Genomic DNA, 19730 nt, shown 5'->3' with positions numbered 1-19730 from the left:
CCCCGCCGCAGCGCTGCGGCGGGGGTGTTTGTGTCAGGGTTCAGCCCAGCTTGATCAGCTGGCCGCCGGGAATCTCCACCTTGTCCCCGTCCACTTCCAGCCAGATGGACCGGGCGTTGGGGTTGTAGACTACATCCGCCGCGGCGGTGAAGGCCAGCCGGGCAGCGTCGGCCATGTAATCCACAATCTCGATGTTGGTGGCGTACCAGGTGTCCTCCTTGGCCCCGGCCATCTCGCAGAAACGCTCCATCACGTCCCAGTCGGCCTGGCTGCGGAACTCAAACCCGTGGCCCCAGACATACATCATGTATAAATACTGCGTTTTATACAGTTCGACAAATCGTTTGCCGTCCTCCAGCAGGTTGTGCTGGTGGTGGCAGGTGGAAGTCCAGGTCATGAAGTCCCGGGGCATGGCAAAGTCGTGGGTGTCGTCCACCACCCGGGCGTACCGGATGCCCAGCGCGGGCAGCAGGGCGGCAATCTCCGGGGTCCAGCTGCCGTTGGGATAGGCCAGCCCCCGCACCGGAGCGCCGGTGATGGCCTCCAGGTCCATGCGGTCCTCCAGCACCTGGCGGGCCACCTGGTCCAGAGGACTGCGGGCGATGGTGGGGTGCAGCCGGGTGTGGCAGGCAATCTCGTGGCCTTGGTACACCTCGGCCCACTGGTCCGGGGGCAGGTTTTTCTCAAAATTTTTGCGCCCGGAATTCAGGTTGAAGGTGCCCCGGATGCCGTACCGGTTGAACAGGGCCACCAGACGGCGGTCCTCCACACAGCCGTCGTCAAAGCTCATGGTCAGAACCTTGTGCTTGCCGCCGGGAAAACACACGTACACGTTTTTCAGTTCGGGATACTGCAATTCCAAAACCCCCTTGTAAAATGCCTTTTTTGCCATTGTAGAAGGGATTTTCCGGCCTGTCAAGAATTCATCGGGCGTCCATCCGGCACAGCACCACATACCGCACCTGGTCGTTGTGGCTGGTGCAGGTCAGCAGGGCCAGCAAAGGCGCGCTGCCGTCCCAGGTGGTGTCGGCGGCAAAAGTGGTGTGGGCCGCGGCGTAGGCCATCAGGTCGTCGGTGGCAAGGCCGGTGTCAAAGCCCCGGTCCAGCCATTCCTGGGCGGGAATCTCAAATCCGTACAAGACAGGCAGGGAATAGTCGGCGTCCGGCGTGGCCAGTTCCAGGGCGGGGTGGGCGTCGTACCAGCTCTGGTCATTGTAATTCTCCAGGCAGGCAAACATGGAATCGTCGTTCATGTTGTGCCCGTAGATCATGGACCATCCGTCGGAAAAATCCCCCGCACACCGGTAATCCAGGAACAGCGACCCGCTCATGTTCCAGCTACCGTCGGGCAGGCGGCGCAGGTAGTAGTCGTTGTCGGAGGCCTGCATCACCGGATAGTCGATGACCGTATCTTCGCACCGCAGCCAGGCCACGGCGTCGGGGTACTGGCTCTGCAGGGCCGCAAAGTCAATGCCCGGGTCGGTTGGGGCGGCGTCGGTGCCCGCCTGGGGGGCTGTGGAAACCTGGGCGCGGATGGTCTCATAGCTTTCGGCGCCCTTGCGGTATTGCAGCAGGGTGTAACCGATCTTGCCCAGGCAGAAGAGCATCACCGCTCCCAGCAGAATCTCCAGCACCAGCAAAACCCCGCCGCCCCTGGCGCGGGTGCGTTTATTTCTCGCCATATTGCAAAACTCCGTTCCCGTTTCGATCAGACTCACTTTTCTCAGTGTAGCACATGTGCCCGCCCCGGGCAACCGGCCCCGCAAAAAACCATTGACGCCGCCGCCCGGCGGGACTATAATAGGGCCAAACAGAAAACCGGGGGAGCTCGTGCTGACGGGCTGAGAGGAAGGAATCACCTTCGACCCTTACACCTGATGCGGATAATGCCGCCGTAGGAAGTTGTGGAAGAAGGACTTTTGATCGGGAGGCACCCATGGGGTGTCTCCCGTTTTTTGTTTGCTTTTTTGGGAAAGGAAGTGGAAACCGGAGGTTCCGCGGCGGTCCGCGGCGGGCAGAGGGGGAGCGCCCTGTGCCTGGTATGACAGCGATGGGAAGCCGTGTTCCGGCGTGAGAGGAGGCCAGCGAGCCTCGACCGCATTTTCCGTACAAGCCCCGGGCCTTTGCCCGGCGGAATTCTTGCGGGAAAGATGTCGCTGTGACGACCGTTTTCCGCAAAAACCAAAAAGGAGCGTATCATCATGAAAACTACCAAGATCCAAAAGCTGGCCCTGGCCGGCATCTTCTGCGCCGTGGCTGTGGTGGGCAGCCTGTTTTCCTTCCCGGTGTTCGGCAGCAAGTGCGCCCCCGTGCAGCACATGGTCAACATCCTGTGCGCCGTGCTGCTGGGGCCCTGGTACGGTGTGGGGGTGGCCTTTGTGGCCAGCCTCATCCGCAACCTCACCGGCCTGGGCAGCCTGATGGCCTTCCCCGGCAGCATGTTCGGGGCGCTGCTGTGCGGCGTGGCCTACAAGCTGGGCAAAAACATCCCCCTCACCCTGCTGGCGGAAGTCTTCGGCACCTCGGTGCTGGGCGGGCTGTGCGCCTACCCGGTGGCCATCCTCTTCATGGGCCAGAGCGTGGCCGATGTGGCCTTCTACGCCTACATTGTGCCCTTCCTGGTCTCCACCGTGGGGGGCAGCATCATCGCCGGGGCCCTGGTCTACGGCCTCAAGGGCACCGGGGCGCTTTCCACCATGCAGAAAAAACTGGCACGATAAGGAAGATTCCATGTTTGCACCATACCTGGAGGCGGTGCGCACCCGCGCCCCCCTCATCCACAACATCACCAACTATGTCACCGCCAACGACTGCGCCAACCTGCTGCTGGCCTGCGGGGCGTCTCCCATCATGGCCGACGACCCTGCCGAGGTATCGGAGGTGCAGGCGGTGTGCGCCGGGCTGCACCTGAACCTGGGCACCCTGCACACCGGCACCGTGCCCGCCCTGCTGGCGGCCGGCCGCACCGCCAACACCCTGGGGCACCCGGTGGTGCTGGACCCGGTGGGAGTGGGGGTCTCGGCCCTGCGTGGCAGAACCGCCCGGCAGCTGCTGGAGGAGCTGCGCATCACCGTCATCCGGGGCAACCTGTCCGAGATCAAGACCCTGGCCCGGGGCAGCGGCACCGCCCACGGGGTGGACGCCGCCGACGCCCTCACCGAAGCCACCCTGGACACGGTGCTCCCCCTGGTGAAGGACCTGGCCCGGCGTACCGGGGCGGTGGTGGCGGTGAGCGGCGGCATCGACCTGGTCACCGACGGCGAAACCGCCTATTGCATCCGCAACGGCTGTGCCATGATGCGCCAGGTCACCGGCACCGGCTGTCAGCTCTCCGCCCTGACGGCAGCCTTCGTGGCCGCCAGCCCCGACTACCCGCTGGAAGCCGCGGCTGCCGCTGTCTGCGCCATGGGCTTGTGCGGGGAAATCGCCCAGAGCCGCCTGGCGCCGGGGGAGGGCAACGCCGCATTGCGCGGCCGGATCATCGACGCCATGTACAACCTCACACCCCCACAGCTGGAGGAAGGAGCACGCTATGAAACTCGATAACCATGCCATGCGGCTGTATGCGGTCACTGACCGTGCCTGGGTGGGGGAAAAGACCCTGTACGAGCAGGTGGAAGAAGCCATCCGGGGCGGGGCTACCTGCGTGCAGCTGCGGGAAAAACAGCTGGACAGGGCCGCTTTCCTGGCCGAAGCCCGGCAGATCGCCTCCCTGTGCAAGGCCCACGGCGTGCCCTTCATCATCAACGATGACCTGGACATTGCCCTGGCCTGCGGGGCGGACGGGGTGCATGTGGGGCAGGACGACATGCCCGCCGCCGAAGTGCGCCGCCGGGCCGGGCGGGACCTGATTGTGGGGGTCTCCGCCCACAACCCGGCCGAAGCCCGCAAGGCTGCCGCCGACGGGGCGGACTACCTGGGGGCGGGGGCGGTGTTCGGCACCACCACCAAATCCAACGTCACGCCCCTGTCCCACCAGGGGCTGAAAGGCATCTGCGACGCCGTGGACATCCCGGTGGTGGCCATCGGCGGCATCAACGCCCGGAACCTGATGGAACTGCAGGGCACCGGGGTGGACGGGGTGGCCGTGGTCTCGGCGCTGTTCGGCGCCGGTGACATTGAGGCCGCCGCCAGACATCTGCGGGCCCTGTCCGAGAAAATGACAGAAGAATAACCACAACGGCAGCGGGAACCGCTGCGGCGGCAGACCGGGGGCACCACTCTCTGTCGCCTAAGAAAAAGTAATGCAAAATGCAAAGGGAGCATCTTCCATGAAAACAGCATTATCCATCGCCGGAAGCGATTCCAGCGGAGGCGCCGGTATTCAGGCCGATCTCAAGACGATGACCATGAATGGCGTGTACGCTATGACAGCCATCACCGCCCTGACCGCCCAGAACACCACCGGCGTACAGGCAATCCAGGAAACCACCCCCGAATTTCTCGGCCAGCAGCTGGATGCGGTGTTTACCGACATCCGCCCCGACGCCGTCAAGATCGGGATGGTCTCCTCCCCCGAACTCATCCATACCATCGCCCAGCGGCTGCGGCTTTACCAAGCCGAAAACATTGTGGTGGACCCGGTGATGGTGGCCACCAGCGGGGCCCGGCTCATCCGGCCCGAGGCGGTGGACACCCTGACCCGGGAGCTGCTGCCCCTGGCTTTGGTGGTCACCCCCAACATTCCGGAAGCCGAGCTGCTCAGCGGCAGCACCATCCACACCCGGGCCGACATGGAAGCGGCGGCCAAGGCCATCGGGCAGACCTACGGCTGTGCCGTGCTGCTCAAGGGCGGGCACCGGGTGCAGGACGCCAACGACCTGCTGTATGCCGACGGGACGCTGCGGTGGTTTGAGGGCAAGCGCATCCACAACCCCAACACCCACGGCACCGGCTGCACCCTGTCCAGCGCCATCGCCGCCAACCTGGCCAAGGGGTTCTCTCTGCCGGATTCGGTGTCCCGGGCCAAGGAGTACATTTCCGGGGCGCTGGCCGCTATGCTGGACCTGGGGCAGGGAAGCGGCCCCATGAATCATGCCTGGACCCTGCGGGGTACTTTTGCCGAAGAATCGGTCTGAATACAAAGGAGTGTCAAATCATGAGCGAACGGAACTATGCCACCCAGATGGAGGCGGCGCGCAAGGGCATCGTGACTCCCCAGATGGAGATCGTTGCCAAAAAGGAACGGATGACGGTGGAGGAGCTGCTGCCTCTGGTGGCAGCGGGCAAGGTGGTCATTCCCGCCAACAAGAACCACACCTGCCTGGACCCCGAGGGTGTGGGCTCCATGCTGCGCACCAAGATCAACGTGAACCTGGGCGTCTCCCGGGACTGCAAGGACTACAACGTGGAGATGCAGAAGGTGATGGAGGCGGTCAACCTGGGGGGCGATGCCATCATGGATCTGTCCAGCCACGGCAACACCCAGCCCTTCCGCCAGAAGCTCACCCACGAATGCCCTGTCATGATCGGCACCGTGCCGGTGTATGACAGCGTCATCCATTACCAGCGGGACCTGGACACCCTGAGCGCCAAGGACTTCATCGACGTGGTGCGGCTGCACGCCCAGGACGGGGTGGACTTCGTCACCCTGCACTGCGGCATCACCCGCAAGACCATCGACCAGATCCGCAAGCACAAGCGCAAGATGAACATTGTCTCCCGGGGCGGGTCGCTGGTTTTTGCCTGGATGTGCATGACCGGCCAGGAAAACCCCTTCTATGAGTATTTCGACGAGATCCTGGACATCTGCCGGGAATACGATGTGACCATCTCCCTGGGCGACGCCTGCCGTCCCGGCTGCCTGGCCGACGCCACCGACGTCTGCCAGATCGAAGAGCTGGTCCGTCTGGGCGAGCTGACCAAGCGCGCCTGGGAGAAGGACGTGCAGGTCATGGTGGAAGGCCCCGGCCATGTGCCCATGGACCAGATCGCCGCCAACATGAAGGTGCAGCAGTCCATCTGCATGGGCGCTCCCTTCTACGTGCTGGGACCCCTGGTCACCGACATCGCTCCCGGCTACGACCACATCACCGCCGCCATCGGCGGGGCCATTGCGGCCATGAACGGCGCAGCCTTCCTGTGCTACGTCACCCCCGCCGAGCACCTGGCCCTGCCCAACGTGGAGGACGTGAAACAGGGCATCATCGCCAGCAAGATCGCCGCCCACGCCGCCGACATCGCCAAAGGGGTGCGCGGCGCCCGGGAGATGGACGATAAGATGGGGGACGCCCGCCGCGCCCTGGACTGGGAAGCCCAGTGGGCTTGCGCCCTGGATCCCGAGACCGCCAAAGCCATCCGGGCCGATCGCTCCCCCGAACATGAGGATACCTGTTCCATGTGCGGCAAGTTCTGCGCCGTGCGCAGCATGAACAAGGCCCTCAACGGCGAACACATCGACATTCTGTGATGCCTTCCCTTCGCTGAACATTCCAAAAGAAAGACCCCGCCCCCCGGCAGCCTGCCGGAAGGCGGGGTCCTTTGCTTTTTTGGGAAAATACCCTCACAGCGCCAGTTCTTCGCCGCTGTGCAAGGGGCGCAGCCGGTCGCCCATGATCTGCGCCATCCGGGCAAAAGCGGGGGCCCCGGTGCAGTGCCCGGTGTAAAACAGGCATTTGTGTTCCAGCAGCGCATGGGCGGTGTCCTCAATGACCCGCCATTCCTCGTCGGTGTAGTCGGAGCCTTTTTTCATGTGGAAGCCGCTGACCACCACATCCGGGTCCCCGCCGAAGATTTCCGTGTACCGGTCCAGAATGTTGAGAATCCCGTTGTGGGCGCAGCCGGACAGCAGCACCCGCTTGCCGTCGGATTCTACCACCAGACACTGTTCATGGGCAAAATCGTCCTGCACGGGCACACCGTTTTGCATCACCCGCAGAGCCAGGTTGCTCTGGGGCCAGTACCGCCGCCCGGTGATGCCGCCGAACAAGAACAATTCCTCGTCCAGACGCAGGTCTGCCTGCACAAACCGCACCTGGGGCAGGGCAAGAATCCCCTTGTCCATGCCGATGTACTTTTCCCCGTGGTAAAAGTCCTGCCCGGCGCCCTGGCGGATCCAGATGGGCGCCCCCGGGGCCAGTTCGGCCATGCGCAGCAGCCCGCCCGCATGGTCATAGTGCCCGTGGCTGAGCACCACCGTGTCCACGGTGGTCAGATCGATGCCCAAAGCGGCGGCGTTGTCCGCGAAGGCGCCGGTTGCGCCGGTGTCCAGCACCAGACGGTGCCGCGGCGTTCGGATGTACAGGCTCAGACCGTGTTCGTGGACGCAGTCCGGAGCGCCGGGGGTGTTCTCCATCAGGGTGATGATGCGCATAATTTTTTCCTCCTTCCGGAAGAGGGCTTACTTTGTTTTCAGTATATCTCACAAACCCCGTCAAAACAAGAAAAAACACTGTTTTATTTGCTTTTGTGCGGGCAAATCCTGGGTGCGCTACCAAAAAATAAGTCGCATTTTTAGCCAATGTTTGTCTTTACAGCGATCAGAATCTATGGTAAGGTTTGTATAGGAAATGCGTTGGCCTTGCGGGCCGACGCTCGGATTTTGCAGAAAAACGGCGGCGGTACCGTCAAGGGGACCGCCGCCATTTTTCTGTATTGGAGCAATGGGACGGACGGCGTAAAAAGGAGGTATGTCTGCCGTCGTCCAATTGTGCTTTGTGCACAGAATCCCCGCAGAAAATCTGTTATGGAAAGAAGGGCAGAGCCTATGAAAAAGAAAGTGCGTGCGGCGTCCCTGCTGCTGGCCTCGGCGCTGGCGGCGGGGCTGCTGGCCGGGTGCGGCAGCGGTTCCGGTGCGGACGGGCGCCAGATCATCCGCATCGGACACAACCAGTCCACCAATCACCCCACCCACATCGCCCTGGTGGCGTTTGAGGAGTTCATCGAGAGCAAGCTGGGGGACAAGTATGACGTGGAAGTCTTCCCCAGCGAACTGCTGGGTTCCCAGAACGAGATGGTGCAGCTGACCCAGACGGGGGCGATCAACTTCTGTGTGGCGTCCAACTCCCTGCTGGAAACCTTCAGCGATAACTACACCCTGTTCAACCTGCCGTACCTGTTCTCTTCCAGCACGGCCTACCACGCCTCCATGGATGACGAGAACATCACCGGACCCATCTTCGAGTCCACCAAGCAGGCCGGTTTCGAGGCCGTGACCTGGCTGGATGCGGGCACCCGCAACTTCTACACCGTCAGCACCCCCATCGAGAGCCCGGCCGACCTGAAGGGCCTGAAGATCCGGGTGCAGCAGTCGCCCACCAATGTGGAGATGATGAGCCTGCTGGGCGGTTCCGCCACCCCCATGGGCTTCGGCGATGTGTACACCGCCCTGCAGTCCAAGATCATCGATGGCGCCGAGAACAACGAGCTGGCTCTGACCGACAACGGTCACGGGGACGTGTGCAAGTATTATTCCTACGATATGCACCAGATGATCCCGGATATTCTCATTGGCAACCTGGATTTCCTGGACGGCCTGAGCGAGGAAGAGCGGGCCATCTTTGACGAAGGCTTCGAGCTGGTCAACCAGGTCCAGCGGGAAGAGTGGGTCACGGCGGTGGAAGCCGCCAAGGACCGCGCCCAGAACGAGCAGGGCGTGCAGTTCCTGTACCCGGACACCAAGCCTTTCCAGGAAGCCTGCCAGCCCATGCATGAGGAAATGCTGGCCAAATACCCCGACCTGAAACCCATCTATGACGCCATCCAGGCCTACAACGAGCAGTATCCCACCGATACCCAGGGAGGTGAAAACGGATGAAAGCCTTGAGAAACGCGATGACCAAAGCGTTGAACGTGCTGGCCGGTGTCAGCTTTATCGCCATGGTCCTGCTGACCTGCTGGCAGGTCTTTACCCGCTATGTGCTGAAAGACCCCTCTCCCTGGTCGGAAGAGCTGGTCTCCTACCTGTTTGCCTGGGCCAGCCTGCTGGGCGCTTCCCTCATCACCGGGGAGCGGGGCCACATGAACATCCCCATCCTGGTGGACCGCATGAGCCCGCCGGTGCAGAAAGCCCTGAACATCTTCGGCGAACTGATCGCTTTTGCCTTTTCCGGCATTATCCTGGTGTACGGCGGCATTGAGATCTCCCGGCTGGCCATGGGCCAGATGACCTCCTCCCTGGGGGTGGCCGTGGGCGTGTTCTATGTGGTCATGCCTTTGTGCGGCGTACTCAACATGATTTATACCGTCCTGAATATCGCAGACATCTGCAAGGGCGGAACACAAGAAACAAAGGAGGCGTAAGACATGGCCATTCAATCTCTGATCATCATTGTCGTTGCGCTGGCGGTGCTTCTGGTCGTGGGCGTACCCATCTCTTACGCCATCGGCATTTCCTCCCTCATCGCTATCCTGCAGACCGTTCCCCTGGACATCTCGGTGGTCACCGGCGCCCAGCGCATCTTTGTGGGCATGAGTAAATTCAGCCTGACCGCCATTCCCTTCTTCATCCTGGCCGGTAACCTGATGAACCAGGGCGGCATTGCCAAACGGCTGGTGGACTTCGTCATGGCCCTGCTGGGCAAGCTGCCCGGGGCCCTGCTGGTCACCAATGTGGGCGCCAACGCCCTGTTCGGCGCCATCTCCGGTTCCGCTTCCGCCGCCGCCGCTGCCGTGGGCAGCATGGTGGAGGAAGGGGAGGAGGAACAGGGCTACGACAAGGCCCTGTGCGCCGCCACCAACGGCGCTTCCGCCCCCGCCGGTCTGCTGATTCCCCCCTCCAACGCCCTGATTACCTACTCCCTGGCCGCAGGCGGCACCTCGGTGGCCGCTTTGTTCCTGGCCGGTTACGTGCCCGGCATCATCTGGGCCCTGGCCTGCATGGTGGTGGCGGTGATCATCGCCAAAAAGAAGGGCTACAAAGGTACCCCCGGCAAGTTTGACTGGAAGAACCTGGGCCGCGCCACCCTGGCTGCCCTGCCCAGCCTGTCCCTGATCGTGGTGGTCATCGGCGGCATTGTGGGCGGCATCTTCACCGCCACCGAAGGTTCCGCCATCGCCGTGGTTTACGCCCTGATCCTGGGCATCTGCTACCGCAACATCACCCTCAAATCCTTCTGGAACATCGTGGTGGAAAGCGCCAAGATGAGCGGCATGGTGGTCTTCCTCATCGGCGTGTCCAACATTCTGGGCTGGGTCATGGCCTTTACCCAGATTCCCCAGGCCATCTCCGAGGCCCTGCTGGGTGTGACCACAAACCCCATCCTGATCCTGCTCATCATGAATGTGATCCTGCTGGTGGCGGGTACCTTCATGGACGTCACCCCCGCCATCCTCATCTTCACCCCGCTGTTTTTGCCCATCGTCAAGACCTTCGGCATGGACCCGGTGCAGTTCGGCCTGATCCTGGTGTACAACCTGTGCATCGGCAACATCACCCCGCCTGTGGGCAACACCCTGTTCGTGGCCATCAAGGTGGGCCGTTCCAGCCTGTCCAAGGTCATGCCCTATATGCTGGCCTACTATGCGGCCATTCTGGTGGGCCTGCTGCTGGTGACCTATGTACCCTTCATCAGCCTGGGCCTGCCCCAGCTGGCCGGGCTGCTCTGATCCTCTTTTCCGCACCCATGCAAAAAACGCCGGGCGCTCCCTTGCGGGGCGCCCGGCGCTTTGCGTGCAGGGAAAATTCAGGCGGCATGGTAGACCCATTCGCCGCTGCCGGTTTCCTCGTACCAGCCGGCGGTGGCGGTCTGGGTGAGATCCACCGTCCCGGCCCGGCGTGCCGGACGTCCGGTGAGCAGGGCCGTGAGCAAAATGACGGAAAACACCAGAAAAGCCAGACTGGCCAGGTGCTGTTTCAGGGTGGTCTGGTTCATCATGACAAAGGTCCCTTTCCTTTCTGCGCCGGCAGAACTGCCGGGAAATATCTGGGTGATGGGCAAAGAATACAGGGTCCATGTATCGGGAATGTATCGACGGAACCAAAATTAAAAAAATCTTTTGTATAACCGCACCTTATTTGTATATAACCGGAATTTATTTGTTTTTTTCCCCTGTTTGCGGTATGATAAATACGATGTAAAACGCCGGGAGGCTGCCCGGCAGAAACTCCGATTCGGAAACAGCGGGGGCGTTGCGCCACCCCCGGCAGGAGGTTTGTATGAAAGTTGTTGTCATCGGCGGCGTAGCCGCCGGCACCAAGACTGCCGCCAAGCTCAAGCGGGAACAGCCGGATGCCGAGGTTGTCATCTACACCAAAGGTCAGGATATCTCCTATGCGGGCTGCGGCCTGCCCTACTACCTGGGCGGCGACATTCCCACCCGGGAAGACCTGATCGTCAACACCCCACAGAAGTACGCCGGGCTCACCCGGGTGCAGGTCTACACCGGCCAGGAGGCCGTGGCCCTGGATGCCGCCGCCAAGACGGTGACCCTGCGGGCCACCGACACCGGTGCCGACCACACCGAAAGCTACGACAAGCTGGTTCTGGCCGTGGGCGCCGAACCCTTTGTGCCGAACGTCCCCGGTACCGCTCTGCCCGGCGTCTTCAAGATGCGCACCCCCAACGATGCCATCGCCGCCCGGGACTATGTGGACAAGAACGCCTGCCGCCGCGCCGTGGTGGTGGGCGGCGGTTTCATCGGCCTGGAAGTGGCCGAAAACCTCATGGTCAAGGGCGTTTCGGTCACGGTGGTGGACATGGCTTCCCAGCTCATGCCCAACATCTTTGACCCCGAAATGGCCGGCTACGTCAAGCGCAAGCTGCAGGAAGCGGGCATGCGGGTGATGACCGGCACCGCCCTGCAGGGCATCACCGGCACCGACAAGGCCACCGGCATCACCACCGACGCCGGTCCCATCCCCGCCGACATGGTGGTGCTGGCCATCGGCATCCGCCCGGCCACCGCCTTCCTGGCCGACTCCGGCCTGGACATGTTCAAGGGCACCATCAAGGTGGACAACAAGCAGCAGACCAACCTGCCCGACGTGTACGCCGTGGGCGACTGCGCCATGGTCCACAACGCCCTGACCGGCGCGCCCCAGTGGTCCGCCATGGGCTCCACCGCCAACATCACCGGCCGCTGCCTGGCCCGCAACCTCGCCGGGCACGAAAGCCTGTACGGCGGCTGCCTGGGCACCGGCGTGGTCCGCCTGCTGAATGGCCTCAACGCCGGCCGCACCGGCCTGACCGAAGCCCAGGCCAAGGATGCGGGCTTTGATCCTGTCACCGTGGTCTGCGTCACCGACGACAAGGCCCATTATTATCCCGGCGCCGACAGCTTCATCACCAAGCTCATCGCCGACAAGGCTACCCACAAGCTGCTGGGCATCCAGGTCCTGGGCGCCGGCGCCGTGGACAAGATGGTGGACATCGCCGTCACCGGCATTTCCCTGGGGGCTGCTCTTGAAAGCTTCAACACCCTGGACTTTGCCTACGCGCCGCCCTTCTCCACCGCCATCCATCCCTTTGTGCAGGCCTGCTACATTCTGGAAAACAAGCTCTCCGGCGCCTTTGAGACCTTCACCCCCGCCGAGTACGCCGCCGGCGCCGCCGCGGGCTACCAGGTCATCGACGTGCAGCCCGAAGCCAAGATCCCCGGCGCCCGTTGGGTCAACCTGTCCCAGGTCACCGGACCCATCGAGGGTCTGGACAAGGACGCCAAGCTGCTGCTGGTCTGCGCCAAGGGCAAGCGGGGCTACTTCCTGCAGAACCGCCTGAAGTCCTTCGGCTACACCAACACCCGTGTGCTGGAAGGCGGCGTGACCTTCAACAAGGTGAAGGCCGGCCCCGTCAAGGGTGCCCTGACCCCCGAGGAGATCAAGCGGGTCAAGGGCCTGGGCTGCCTGCAGGACAAGCGCTACCCCGATGTGTTCAACGTCCGGGTCATCACCCGCAACGGCAAGATCACCGCCGCGGAACAGCGGGCCATCACCGAAGCCGCCGAAAAGTACGGCTCCGGCGAAGTCACCATGACCACCCGTCTGACCCTGGAAATCCAGGGCGTGCATTACGCTGACCTGGAAGACCTGATGGACTACCTGCAGCAGGCGGGCCTGCGCACCGGCGGCACCGGTTCCCTGGTGCGCCCGGTGGTCTCCTGCAAGGGCACCACCTGCCAGTACGGCCTGCTGGATTCCTTCGGCCTGAGCGAGAAGCTGCATGAGCGCTTCTATGTGGGCTACCACAACGTCACCCTGCCCCACAAGTTCAAGATTGCCGTGGGCGGCTGCCCCAACAACTGCGTCAAGCCCGACCTGAACGACCTGGGCATTGTGGGCCAGCGGGTTCCCATGATCGACCCGTCCAAGTGCCGCAACTGCAAGATCTGCCAGGTGGAGAAGAACTGCCCCATCCATGTGGCCAAGCTGGAGAACGGTGTGCTGAACATCGACCCCAACGCCTGCAACCACTGCGGACGCTGCAAGGGCAAGTGCCCCTTCGGCGTTACCGAAGACTTTGTGGACGGCTACAAGATCTACATCGGCGGCCGCTGGGGCAAGAAGATTGCCCATGGCCATGCCCTGGACAAGATCTTCACTTCCGAGGAGGAAGTGCTGGATATTGTGGAGCGCGCCATCCTCTTCTTCCGCAATGAGGGCATCACCGGCGAGCGCTTCGCTGATACCATCGACCGTCTGGGCTTCGACTATGTGCAGAACAAGCTGCTCACCGAACCCATGGACAAGGAAGCCGCATTGAAGAAGACGGTGGTGGGCGGCGCCACCTGCTAAGCGCAGGCAAACCCACAGACAACAACCGATATTCCGAAAAAAGCAAATACGGATCTGCCGGACCGCAAGACGGAAAAGGGCCTTAAAACGATCCTCTGCTTGTTTGAACACAGAACAGCAGGGGCGCGGTGTACCCTCAACGCCGGGCGGCCCGGCTTTTTTCGGTCAAGAGGGGAAAATTTTATCTTTGTAATCGGGAAAGGAAACAAACACATGAAAAAACTGCTTGCTTCTGTTCTGGCCCTGGGCCTGCTGGCCGGGTGCGGTGCGGCGCCTTCCGCCTCCACCGCCGAAACCGCCGCCACGGCGGCGCCCACCGCGGCTGCCACCCCGGAATCCTCCGACGGCGCCGTGACCATCGTGGACGACCTGGGCCGCAGCGTTACCGTGGACCACCCCCAGCGGGTGGCAGTGCTCATCGGCAGCTTTGCGGATGTGTGGTGCCTGGCGGGCGGGGAAGACAGCCTGGTGGCCACCGCCCACGACGCCTGGACCTACTTTGACTATCTGCCCCTGGACAACGTGACCGACCTGGGCGCCAGCAAGGAAATCAGCCTGGAAACCCTCATCGCCACCGAGCCGGACTTTATCGTGGCCAGCTGCAACACCCAGCTGGACCTGGATTTCATGCCCACCTTTGAGGAGATGGGCATTCCCGCCGCCTACTTTGAGGTCAGCACTTTCGAAAGCTACCTGAGCATGCTGGACCGCTGCACCCAGATCACCGGGGACACCGACGCCTACCAGACCAACGGCGCCGACGTGCAGGCCCAGGTGGATGAGGCCATCGCCCGGGCGGACGGCAGCCAGCCTTCGGTTTTGTACATCCGGGTTTCCAGCTCTGGCTGCAAGGTCAAGAACAGCCAGGACAACGTCCTGGGCGAGATGCTGGCGGCGCTGGGCTGCGTGAACATCGCCGACAGTGAGGATTCCCTGCTGGAGGACCTGAGCATGGAGGTCATTCTGCAGCAGGACCCGGATTATATCTTCCTGGTCTACCAGACCGCCGACCCGTCGGTGGCGGAAGCGGTGGCCGACGAGACCCTGCGCAGCAACCCGGCCTGGAACAGCCTGCGGGCGGTGCAGGAAGGCCGCTGCTATGTGATGGACCAGACCTTGTACAACCTGAAACCGAACGCACGTTGGGGGCAAGCCTATGAACAGCTGGCGGATATCCTGTACCCGGTTGCGTAAGCACCCGGCGGCGGCCGGGGTGCTGCTGGCCGCCCTGACCCTGGTGCTGGCGGTGCTCAGCCTGTGCATCGGTGCGGTGCAGGTCACCCCCGCCCAGGTGGTGCAGGCCTTCTTCACCAACGACCCGGCGGAAGTTTCCGCCCGGGTGGTGCTGTATTCCCGTCTGCCCCGCACCTGCGGCAGTCTGCTGGCGGGGGCGGCGCTGGCGGTGTCCGGCGTCATCATCCAGACGGTGCTGGGCAACCCCCTGGCAGCCCCCCACATCATTGGGGTCAACGCCGGGGCCGGGTTTGCGGTCACTGTCAGCTGCGCCATCGCCCCCATGGCCGCGGTGCGCCCCCTGGCCGCCTTTGCGGGGGCTATGGCGGGGGTGCTGCTGGTGCTGGTCTTTGCCGAAACCACCGGTGCCTCCCGCATCACCCTGGTGCTGGCGGGCGTGGCCATCTCCAGCATCTTCACCGCCCTCATCGATGCGGTGAATACCCTGTATCCCGACGCCCTCATCGGCTACACCGATTTCCGCATGGGCGGGCTGGCCGGGGTCACCATGGCCAAACTGGGCCCGGCGGCGGTGCTCATCGGCATCAGCCTGGTGCTGGTTCTGTCCCTGGCGGGGCTGCTGGACGTGCTGGCTCTGGGCCCCGAAACCGCCCAGAGCCTGGGCCTTTCGGTGCGGCCCACCCGGCTGCTCTTCCTCACCCTGGCTGCGGCCCTGGCCGGGGCGGCGGTGAGCTTCTGCGGGCTGGTGGGCTTTGTGGGCCTGTTGGTGCCCCACGCGGTGCGGTCGGTGGTGGGGGAGGAAAGCCGCCCCCTGCTGGTTTGTTCCGCCCTGGGCGGAGCCTCCCTCATGACCCTGTGCGACCTGGTGGCCCGCACGGTGGCGGCGCCTTTCGAACTGCCGGTGGGCACCATCCTCAGCATTCTGGGCGGGCCCTTCTTTTTGTGGCTGCTGGTGCGCCAGAGAGGAGGCCGCACCCATGATTGAACTGCAAAAGGTGCAGGCCGGGTACCACAAACGTCCGGTGCTGCGGGGGGTGGACCTGGCTTTCCGCCCCGGGGAGGTGCTGGCCCTCATCGGGCCCAACGGCAGCGGCAAAAGCACCCTGCTGCGCACCGCCCTGGGCCTGCTGCCCTGCACCGGGGGGCAGGTATTGTACGACGGCGTGCCCCTGACCGAGCTTTCCCCCCGGCAGGTGGCCAGACAGGCGGCCTTTTTGTCCCAGAGCCGCACCACCCCCAACATCACCGCCGGGCGGATGGTCCTTCACGGGCGGTTTCCCCATCTGTCCTACCCCCGGCACTACCGGCCGGAGGACCGGGAGATCGTCCGGCAGGCGCTGGCGGAAGCGGATGCTGCCGACCTGGTTGACCGTCCCATGAACGAGCTCAGCGGCGGCCAGCGGCAGAAGGTCTATCTGGCCATGGCCATTGCCCAGCAGACCCCCACGGTGCTCATGGACGAGCCCACCACCTTCCTGGACATTGCCCACCAGCTGGGGGTCATGGAGATGGCCCATCGCCTGGCCCGGGGAGGCCGGGCGGTGGTGCTGGTGCTCCACGACCTGACCCTGGCCATGGGCGGGGCCGACCGGCTGGCGGTCTTGCAGGATGGACTGCTGGTGCAGAGCGGCACCCCCGAGGAAATTTACGACAGCGGCGTGCTGGAACGGGTGTTTGCCATCCGCCAGGGCCGCACCAGAACCGAACGGGGCTGGCGGTATTACTGCGAACTGCCCCCGAAGGAGGAAGAATAAATGCCCTGGTTCCCCATGTTTGTACAACTGAACGGCGCCGACGCCCTGATTGTGGGGGGCGGCAAGGTGGCCTTGCGCAAGGCCGAAAAGCTGCTGCCTTACGGCCCGCGGATCACGGTGGTGGCCCCGGATTTCTGCCCCGAACTGGAAGCCCTGCCCGGGCTGACGTTCTGTCGCCGTTCCTTTGCGGACGCTGACCTGCAGGGGCCGCCCGCTCTGGTCATTGCGGCCACTGACGACAAAGCCCTCAACCACAGAATTTCCGCCCTGTGCCGGGAACGGCGCATCCCGGTGAATGTGGTGGACGACCCCGAAGCCTGCGGCTTTCTGTTCCCGGCGCTGGTGCGGCGGGGACGGCTGTCGGTGGGCATTTCCACCGGCGGGGCCAGCCCCACGGCGGCGGTGTGGCTGAAAGAGCGCATCGAAAAACTGCTGCCGCCCCGGTTCGCGGATTCCCTGGACCGGCTGGAAGCTTTGCGCCCCACCCTGAAAGCCGAAGTTTCCGACGAGCACGCCCGGGCCGCCCGGTTCCGCGCCGCTTTTGAGCGGGAACTGGCGGTGCCCGCCGAACCCGCCGCCGAAATTCCCGCCGGCCATGTGGCCCTGGTGGGGGCCGGGTGCGGCAAGGCCGACCTGATCACCGTGCGGGGGCTGCGGCTGCTGCGGCAGTGCACCGCCCTGGTGTACGATGACCTCATCGACGACGGATTGCTGGACGAACTGCCCGCCGACGCCCGGACCTTCTATATGGGCAAGCGCAGCGGCCACCACGCCGCCCCCCAGGGGGAAATCAACGCAAAACTCATCGAACTGGCCCGGGCCGGGCACCGGGTGGTGCGGCTCAAGGGTGGGGACCCCTTTGTCTTCGGCCGGGGCGGGGAGGAAGCCCTGGCTTTGCGGCAGGCGGGTATCGACTTTGAGGTGGTGCCCGGCATCTCCTCGGCCATTGCCATTCCGGGGGAAGCGGGCATTCCGGTGACCCACCGGGGCCTGAGCCGGGAGGTGCACATCATCACCGCCCACACCAGAGCCGAGCAGCAGCCCGACTACCGCCGGTATGCGGCGCTGGAAGGCACTCTCGTCTTCCTTATGGGGTTGCAGCGGCTGGAGAATATTGCGGCCGACCTGCAGGCGGGAGGCATGGCGGGGGATACCCCCGCCGCCGTCGTCAGCGGCGGCAACTCGGCCCACCGGGCTGCGGTACGGGCTCCCTTGTCCGGCATCGCGGCCGCCGCCCGGCAGGCCGGGGTGGAAGCCCCGGCGGTCATCGTGGTGGGGCCGGTGGCGAGCCTGGATCTGTACGCCGACCTTTTGTAAACAACCAAAAAAAGCGGGAGAGCGAAACTTCGCTCTCCCGTCTTTTTATGCATGGGCGTGTTTTTTCCGGCGCCGCAGGGTCAGACCCGCCGCTGTCAGCAAAACCAGGGCGGCGGCCATGCCGCCCACCGCCAGAGGCAACGGCATCTGGGGCTGGGCCACGGCGGCCAGGGTGTCCTCCCCGGGCTGCAGGGTGAATACCAGGTAACTGCCGTCTTCGGTGGTGTCGGCCCGGCGCCAGCTGCCGTCGGCGCCGCGCAGATAGACCCGGGTGTTGTTTTTCTGGGGCAGGTAATGCAGCTGCACAGCCCCGTCCCCGCCTTCCGGCAGGGCGAACTGCCAGCTTTCGGTGTGCTGCCCGGCCACGGCGGGGGCGGCGTCGCTGGCGGTCAGGGTCAGGGTTCCATCCCCGAAACTGCCCTCCGCCAGCAGTACGGCCCGGCCGTCCTCCCGCTGTTCGGTGCTGGCCACCACGGTGGAGAAGGGCGTGTACACCGCGTCGATGAGCTGATCAAAGCGGATATCCTCGGTGGTAAAGGCCGGCCAGGCGGCGGTGCAGCCCGTTTTCTCGGGGATGGCCGGGGCAGCGGCGATGTCGAAGCTGCCGCCGTAGTCCACCGTCTCGGTGGCAAGGACCACGCCGTCCGCCCGGAAGGTCAGTGTGATGGTGCGGAAGGCTTCCGGCAGTCCTTCCTGCTCGGTCAGGGCTGCAAAATCCCCAAAGGACAAGGGCTCGGCCTGCCCGGCATAGCTCACGCCGTCAATGCCGCCCAGGGTGTCGCTCACAAAATAGTTGCCGCTCTGCTCGCTGTCGGCGTCCTGCAGCAGGTCGGTCAGGCTGTCGCTTTCCAGACCGCCCGCCAGGGCACCTACCTGTTCGGTGCCGTCGGCCAGCACCAGGGACCGGCACCCGGTCATGGTGTAGGCACTGCCTGCAATGCCGCCCACGTGCTCGTCGCCGGACAACCGGCATTTGGCGGCGCAGTCCCGGATGGCCGAGCGGCTGCGCCCCGCGATGCCGCCCACATAGTCGGCATCTTCTTCCTCCAGGTCGGCGTAGTTGCGGCAGCCCATGACAGTGCCCATGTCCATGCTGCCCACAATGCCGCCGGCACACTGTTTCTGGGCCTGCACGGCACCCTTGTTCTCACAGTCCCGCACCACAATGCGGGTCTTGTAGGTCACGTTCAGCGAACTGCTGCCGGAAATCTTGGCGTCGTCCTCCGGGTCCAGATCATTCTCCCGGGCCATGGCGCCGGCAATGCCCCCGGCGTTGATGTCGGCATTCACGCTGCCTTCGTTGCGGCAGTGGAACACCTTGCCTTCGGTGTCGTTGTCGGTATCGCTGTCCGAAACATCCTCAAACAGATCGGAATTGTCCTGGGGCTCGGCGGCACCCAGCAGGGTGTTGCCGATGACGTTCAGCTGGTCGGTGATGGCCTGAATGTCCTGGATCAGGGCCTGGGTGTGGTCGCCCGCGTCGGTGTTCAGGCCGCTCACCCCGTCCGCAATGGAACTCAGGCTGCCGTTCAGGCTGTTGCGGGCCGCCGTGATGGCGTCCTGTCCGGTCACTTCCACGCTGGGCACCGTCAGAGTGAGCTGCCCGTCCAGGGTCAGATCGCCCTGGTGCTGTGCCTCGCCGCCCACTTCTACGCCGGGCGCCCCGTGGGCCAGGGCGCTGCGGTCAGCGGGGGCATCCCCAGTTTCGGCCGGGGACTCCGTTTCAGGGGCGGATTCGGCGGGCTCGGATTCGGCGGAATCGGATTCCGGCAAGGGGGTGGGTTCCGCCGTGGGGT

Annotated in this window: 17 protein-coding genes, 1 pseudogene and 1 riboswitch; of the genes and pseudogenes, 13 read left to right on the top strand and 5 right to left on the bottom strand. The window is 64.0% G+C overall.

The window, feature by feature from the left end; translation table 11 throughout:
* Window positions 1-40: 40 nt before the first annotated feature.
* Both H6B15_RS13615 and H6B15_RS13610 read right to left on the bottom strand, forming a co-directional pair.
* Window positions 41-856 (bottom strand): polysaccharide deacetylase family protein, encoded by an 816-nt coding sequence (locus tag H6B15_RS13615; protein WP_275951013.1) that lies wholly within the window; start codon window positions 854-856, stop codon window positions 41-43.
* 67 nt (window positions 857-923) lie between these two features.
* Complete coding sequence (locus tag H6B15_RS13610) at window positions 924-1682, bottom strand: class B sortase (protein WP_204648553.1); 759 nt, start codon at window positions 1680-1682, stop codon at window positions 924-926.
* A 128-nt stretch (window positions 1683-1810) separates the two neighbouring features.
* Window positions 1811-1918, top strand: a riboswitch (TPP riboswitch).
* Window positions 1919-2201: 283 nt separating this feature from the next.
* Here H6B15_RS13610 and thiW point away from each other — a divergent pair.
* From thiW to thiC, 5 genes are all read left to right on the top strand, one after another.
* A complete protein-coding gene (thiW, locus tag H6B15_RS13605; protein WP_204648552.1) occupies window positions 2202-2720 on the top strand; it encodes an energy coupling factor transporter S component ThiW in 519 nt (172 codons plus the stop codon).
* Window positions 2721-2730: 10 nt separating this feature from the next.
* Window positions 2731-3546 carry a hydroxyethylthiazole kinase gene (thiM, locus tag H6B15_RS13600; protein WP_204648551.1) on the top strand — a complete coding sequence of 272 codons (816 nt, stop codon included), beginning with the start codon at window positions 2731-2733 and terminating at the stop codon, window positions 3544-3546.
* Window positions 3533-4174 carry a thiamine phosphate synthase gene (thiE, locus tag H6B15_RS13595; protein WP_204648550.1) on the top strand — a complete coding sequence of 214 codons (642 nt, stop codon included), beginning with the start codon at window positions 3533-3535 and terminating at the stop codon, window positions 4172-4174. Before thiM ends, thiE begins: the two co-directional genes overlap by 14 nt.
* 97 nt (window positions 4175-4271) lie before the next feature.
* Entirely contained in the window at window positions 4272-5078 is an 807-nt protein-coding gene (thiD, locus tag H6B15_RS13590; RefSeq protein WP_204648549.1) for a bifunctional hydroxymethylpyrimidine kinase/phosphomethylpyrimidine kinase, read from the top strand.
* A gap of 20 nt (window positions 5079-5098) precedes the next feature.
* Window positions 5099-6409 carry a phosphomethylpyrimidine synthase ThiC gene (thiC, locus tag H6B15_RS13585; protein ID WP_204648548.1) on the top strand — a complete coding sequence of 437 codons (1311 nt, stop codon included), beginning with the start codon at window positions 5099-5101 and terminating at the stop codon, window positions 6407-6409.
* Between the two features lie 93 nt (window positions 6410-6502).
* Here the strand turns inward: thiC and H6B15_RS13580 are convergent, their stop codons facing one another.
* Window positions 6503-7312, bottom strand: a complete 810-nt coding sequence (locus tag H6B15_RS13580; RefSeq protein WP_204648547.1) for an MBL fold metallo-hydrolase — start codon at window positions 7310-7312, stop codon at window positions 6503-6505.
* Window positions 7313-7705: 393 nt separating this feature from the next.
* Between H6B15_RS13580 and H6B15_RS13575 the strand changes: the two genes are divergently transcribed.
* Genes H6B15_RS13575 through H6B15_RS13565 form a run of 3 tightly spaced genes read left to right on the top strand, consistent with a single transcriptional unit; the run spans window position 7706 to window position 10545 of the window.
* Window positions 7706-8755: a TRAP transporter substrate-binding protein gene (locus tag H6B15_RS13575; RefSeq protein WP_204648546.1), complete on the top strand. Its 1050-nt coding sequence runs from the start codon at window positions 7706-7708 to the stop codon at window positions 8753-8755.
* Window positions 8752-9240 carry a TRAP transporter small permease gene (locus H6B15_RS13570; RefSeq protein WP_204648545.1) on the top strand — a complete coding sequence of 163 codons (489 nt, stop codon included), beginning with the start codon at window positions 8752-8754 and terminating at the stop codon, window positions 9238-9240. The genes H6B15_RS13575 and H6B15_RS13570 overlap by 4 nt, the downstream gene beginning before the upstream one ends.
* 3 nt (window positions 9241-9243) lie before the next feature.
* Complete coding sequence (locus H6B15_RS13565; RefSeq protein WP_204648544.1) at window positions 9244-10545, top strand: TRAP transporter large permease; 1302 nt, start codon at window positions 9244-9246, stop codon at window positions 10543-10545.
* Window positions 10546-10622: 77 nt separating this feature from the next.
* Here the strand turns inward: H6B15_RS13565 and H6B15_RS13560 are convergent, their stop codons facing one another.
* Entirely contained in the window at window positions 10623-10814 is a 192-nt protein-coding gene (locus tag H6B15_RS13560; RefSeq protein WP_204648543.1) for a hypothetical protein, read from the bottom strand.
* Window positions 10815-11095: 281 nt separating this feature from the next.
* Between H6B15_RS13560 and H6B15_RS13555 the strand changes: the two genes are divergently transcribed.
* The 5 genes from H6B15_RS13555 to cysG all read left to right on the top strand — a co-directional run bounded on the left by H6B15_RS13555 (window position 11096) and on the right by cysG (window position 17934).
* Window positions 11096-13669, top strand: coding sequence for an FAD-dependent oxidoreductase (locus H6B15_RS13555; protein ID WP_204648542.1), 2574 nt, complete (start codon window positions 11096-11098; stop codon window positions 13667-13669).
* 213 nt (window positions 13670-13882) lie between these two features.
* A complete protein-coding gene (locus H6B15_RS13550; RefSeq protein WP_204648541.1) occupies window positions 13883-14863 on the top strand; it encodes an ABC transporter substrate-binding protein in 981 nt (326 codons plus the stop codon).
* Entirely contained in the window at window positions 14826-15848 is a 1023-nt protein-coding gene (locus tag H6B15_RS13545) for a FecCD family ABC transporter permease (protein WP_204648540.1), read from the top strand. The genes H6B15_RS13550 and H6B15_RS13545 overlap by 38 nt, the downstream gene beginning before the upstream one ends.
* The gene (locus tag H6B15_RS13540) at window positions 15841-16617 is read left to right on the top strand and encodes an ABC transporter ATP-binding protein (protein WP_204648539.1); all 777 of its coding nucleotides are present in this window, start codon (window positions 15841-15843) and stop codon (window positions 16615-16617) included. The genes H6B15_RS13545 and H6B15_RS13540 overlap by 8 nt, the downstream gene beginning before the upstream one ends.
* Complete coding sequence (cysG, locus tag H6B15_RS13535; protein ID WP_204648538.1) at window positions 16618-17934, top strand: siroheme synthase CysG; 1317 nt, start codon at window positions 16618-16620, stop codon at window positions 17932-17934.
* A gap of 45 nt (window positions 17935-17979) precedes the next feature.
* Here the strand turns inward: cysG and H6B15_RS13530 are convergent.
* Window positions 17980-19730 (bottom strand): annotated as a pseudogene (locus H6B15_RS13530) (hypothetical protein); the annotation flags it as partial.

Source organism: Gemmiger formicilis (assembly GCF_016900095.1).
GTDB classification, from domain to species: Bacteria; Bacillota; Clostridia; order Oscillospirales; family Ruminococcaceae; genus Gemmiger; species Gemmiger formicilis_A.
Note: the sequence above shows the minus strand (reverse complement) of the source record. Positions and strands in the feature narration are given on the sequence as shown.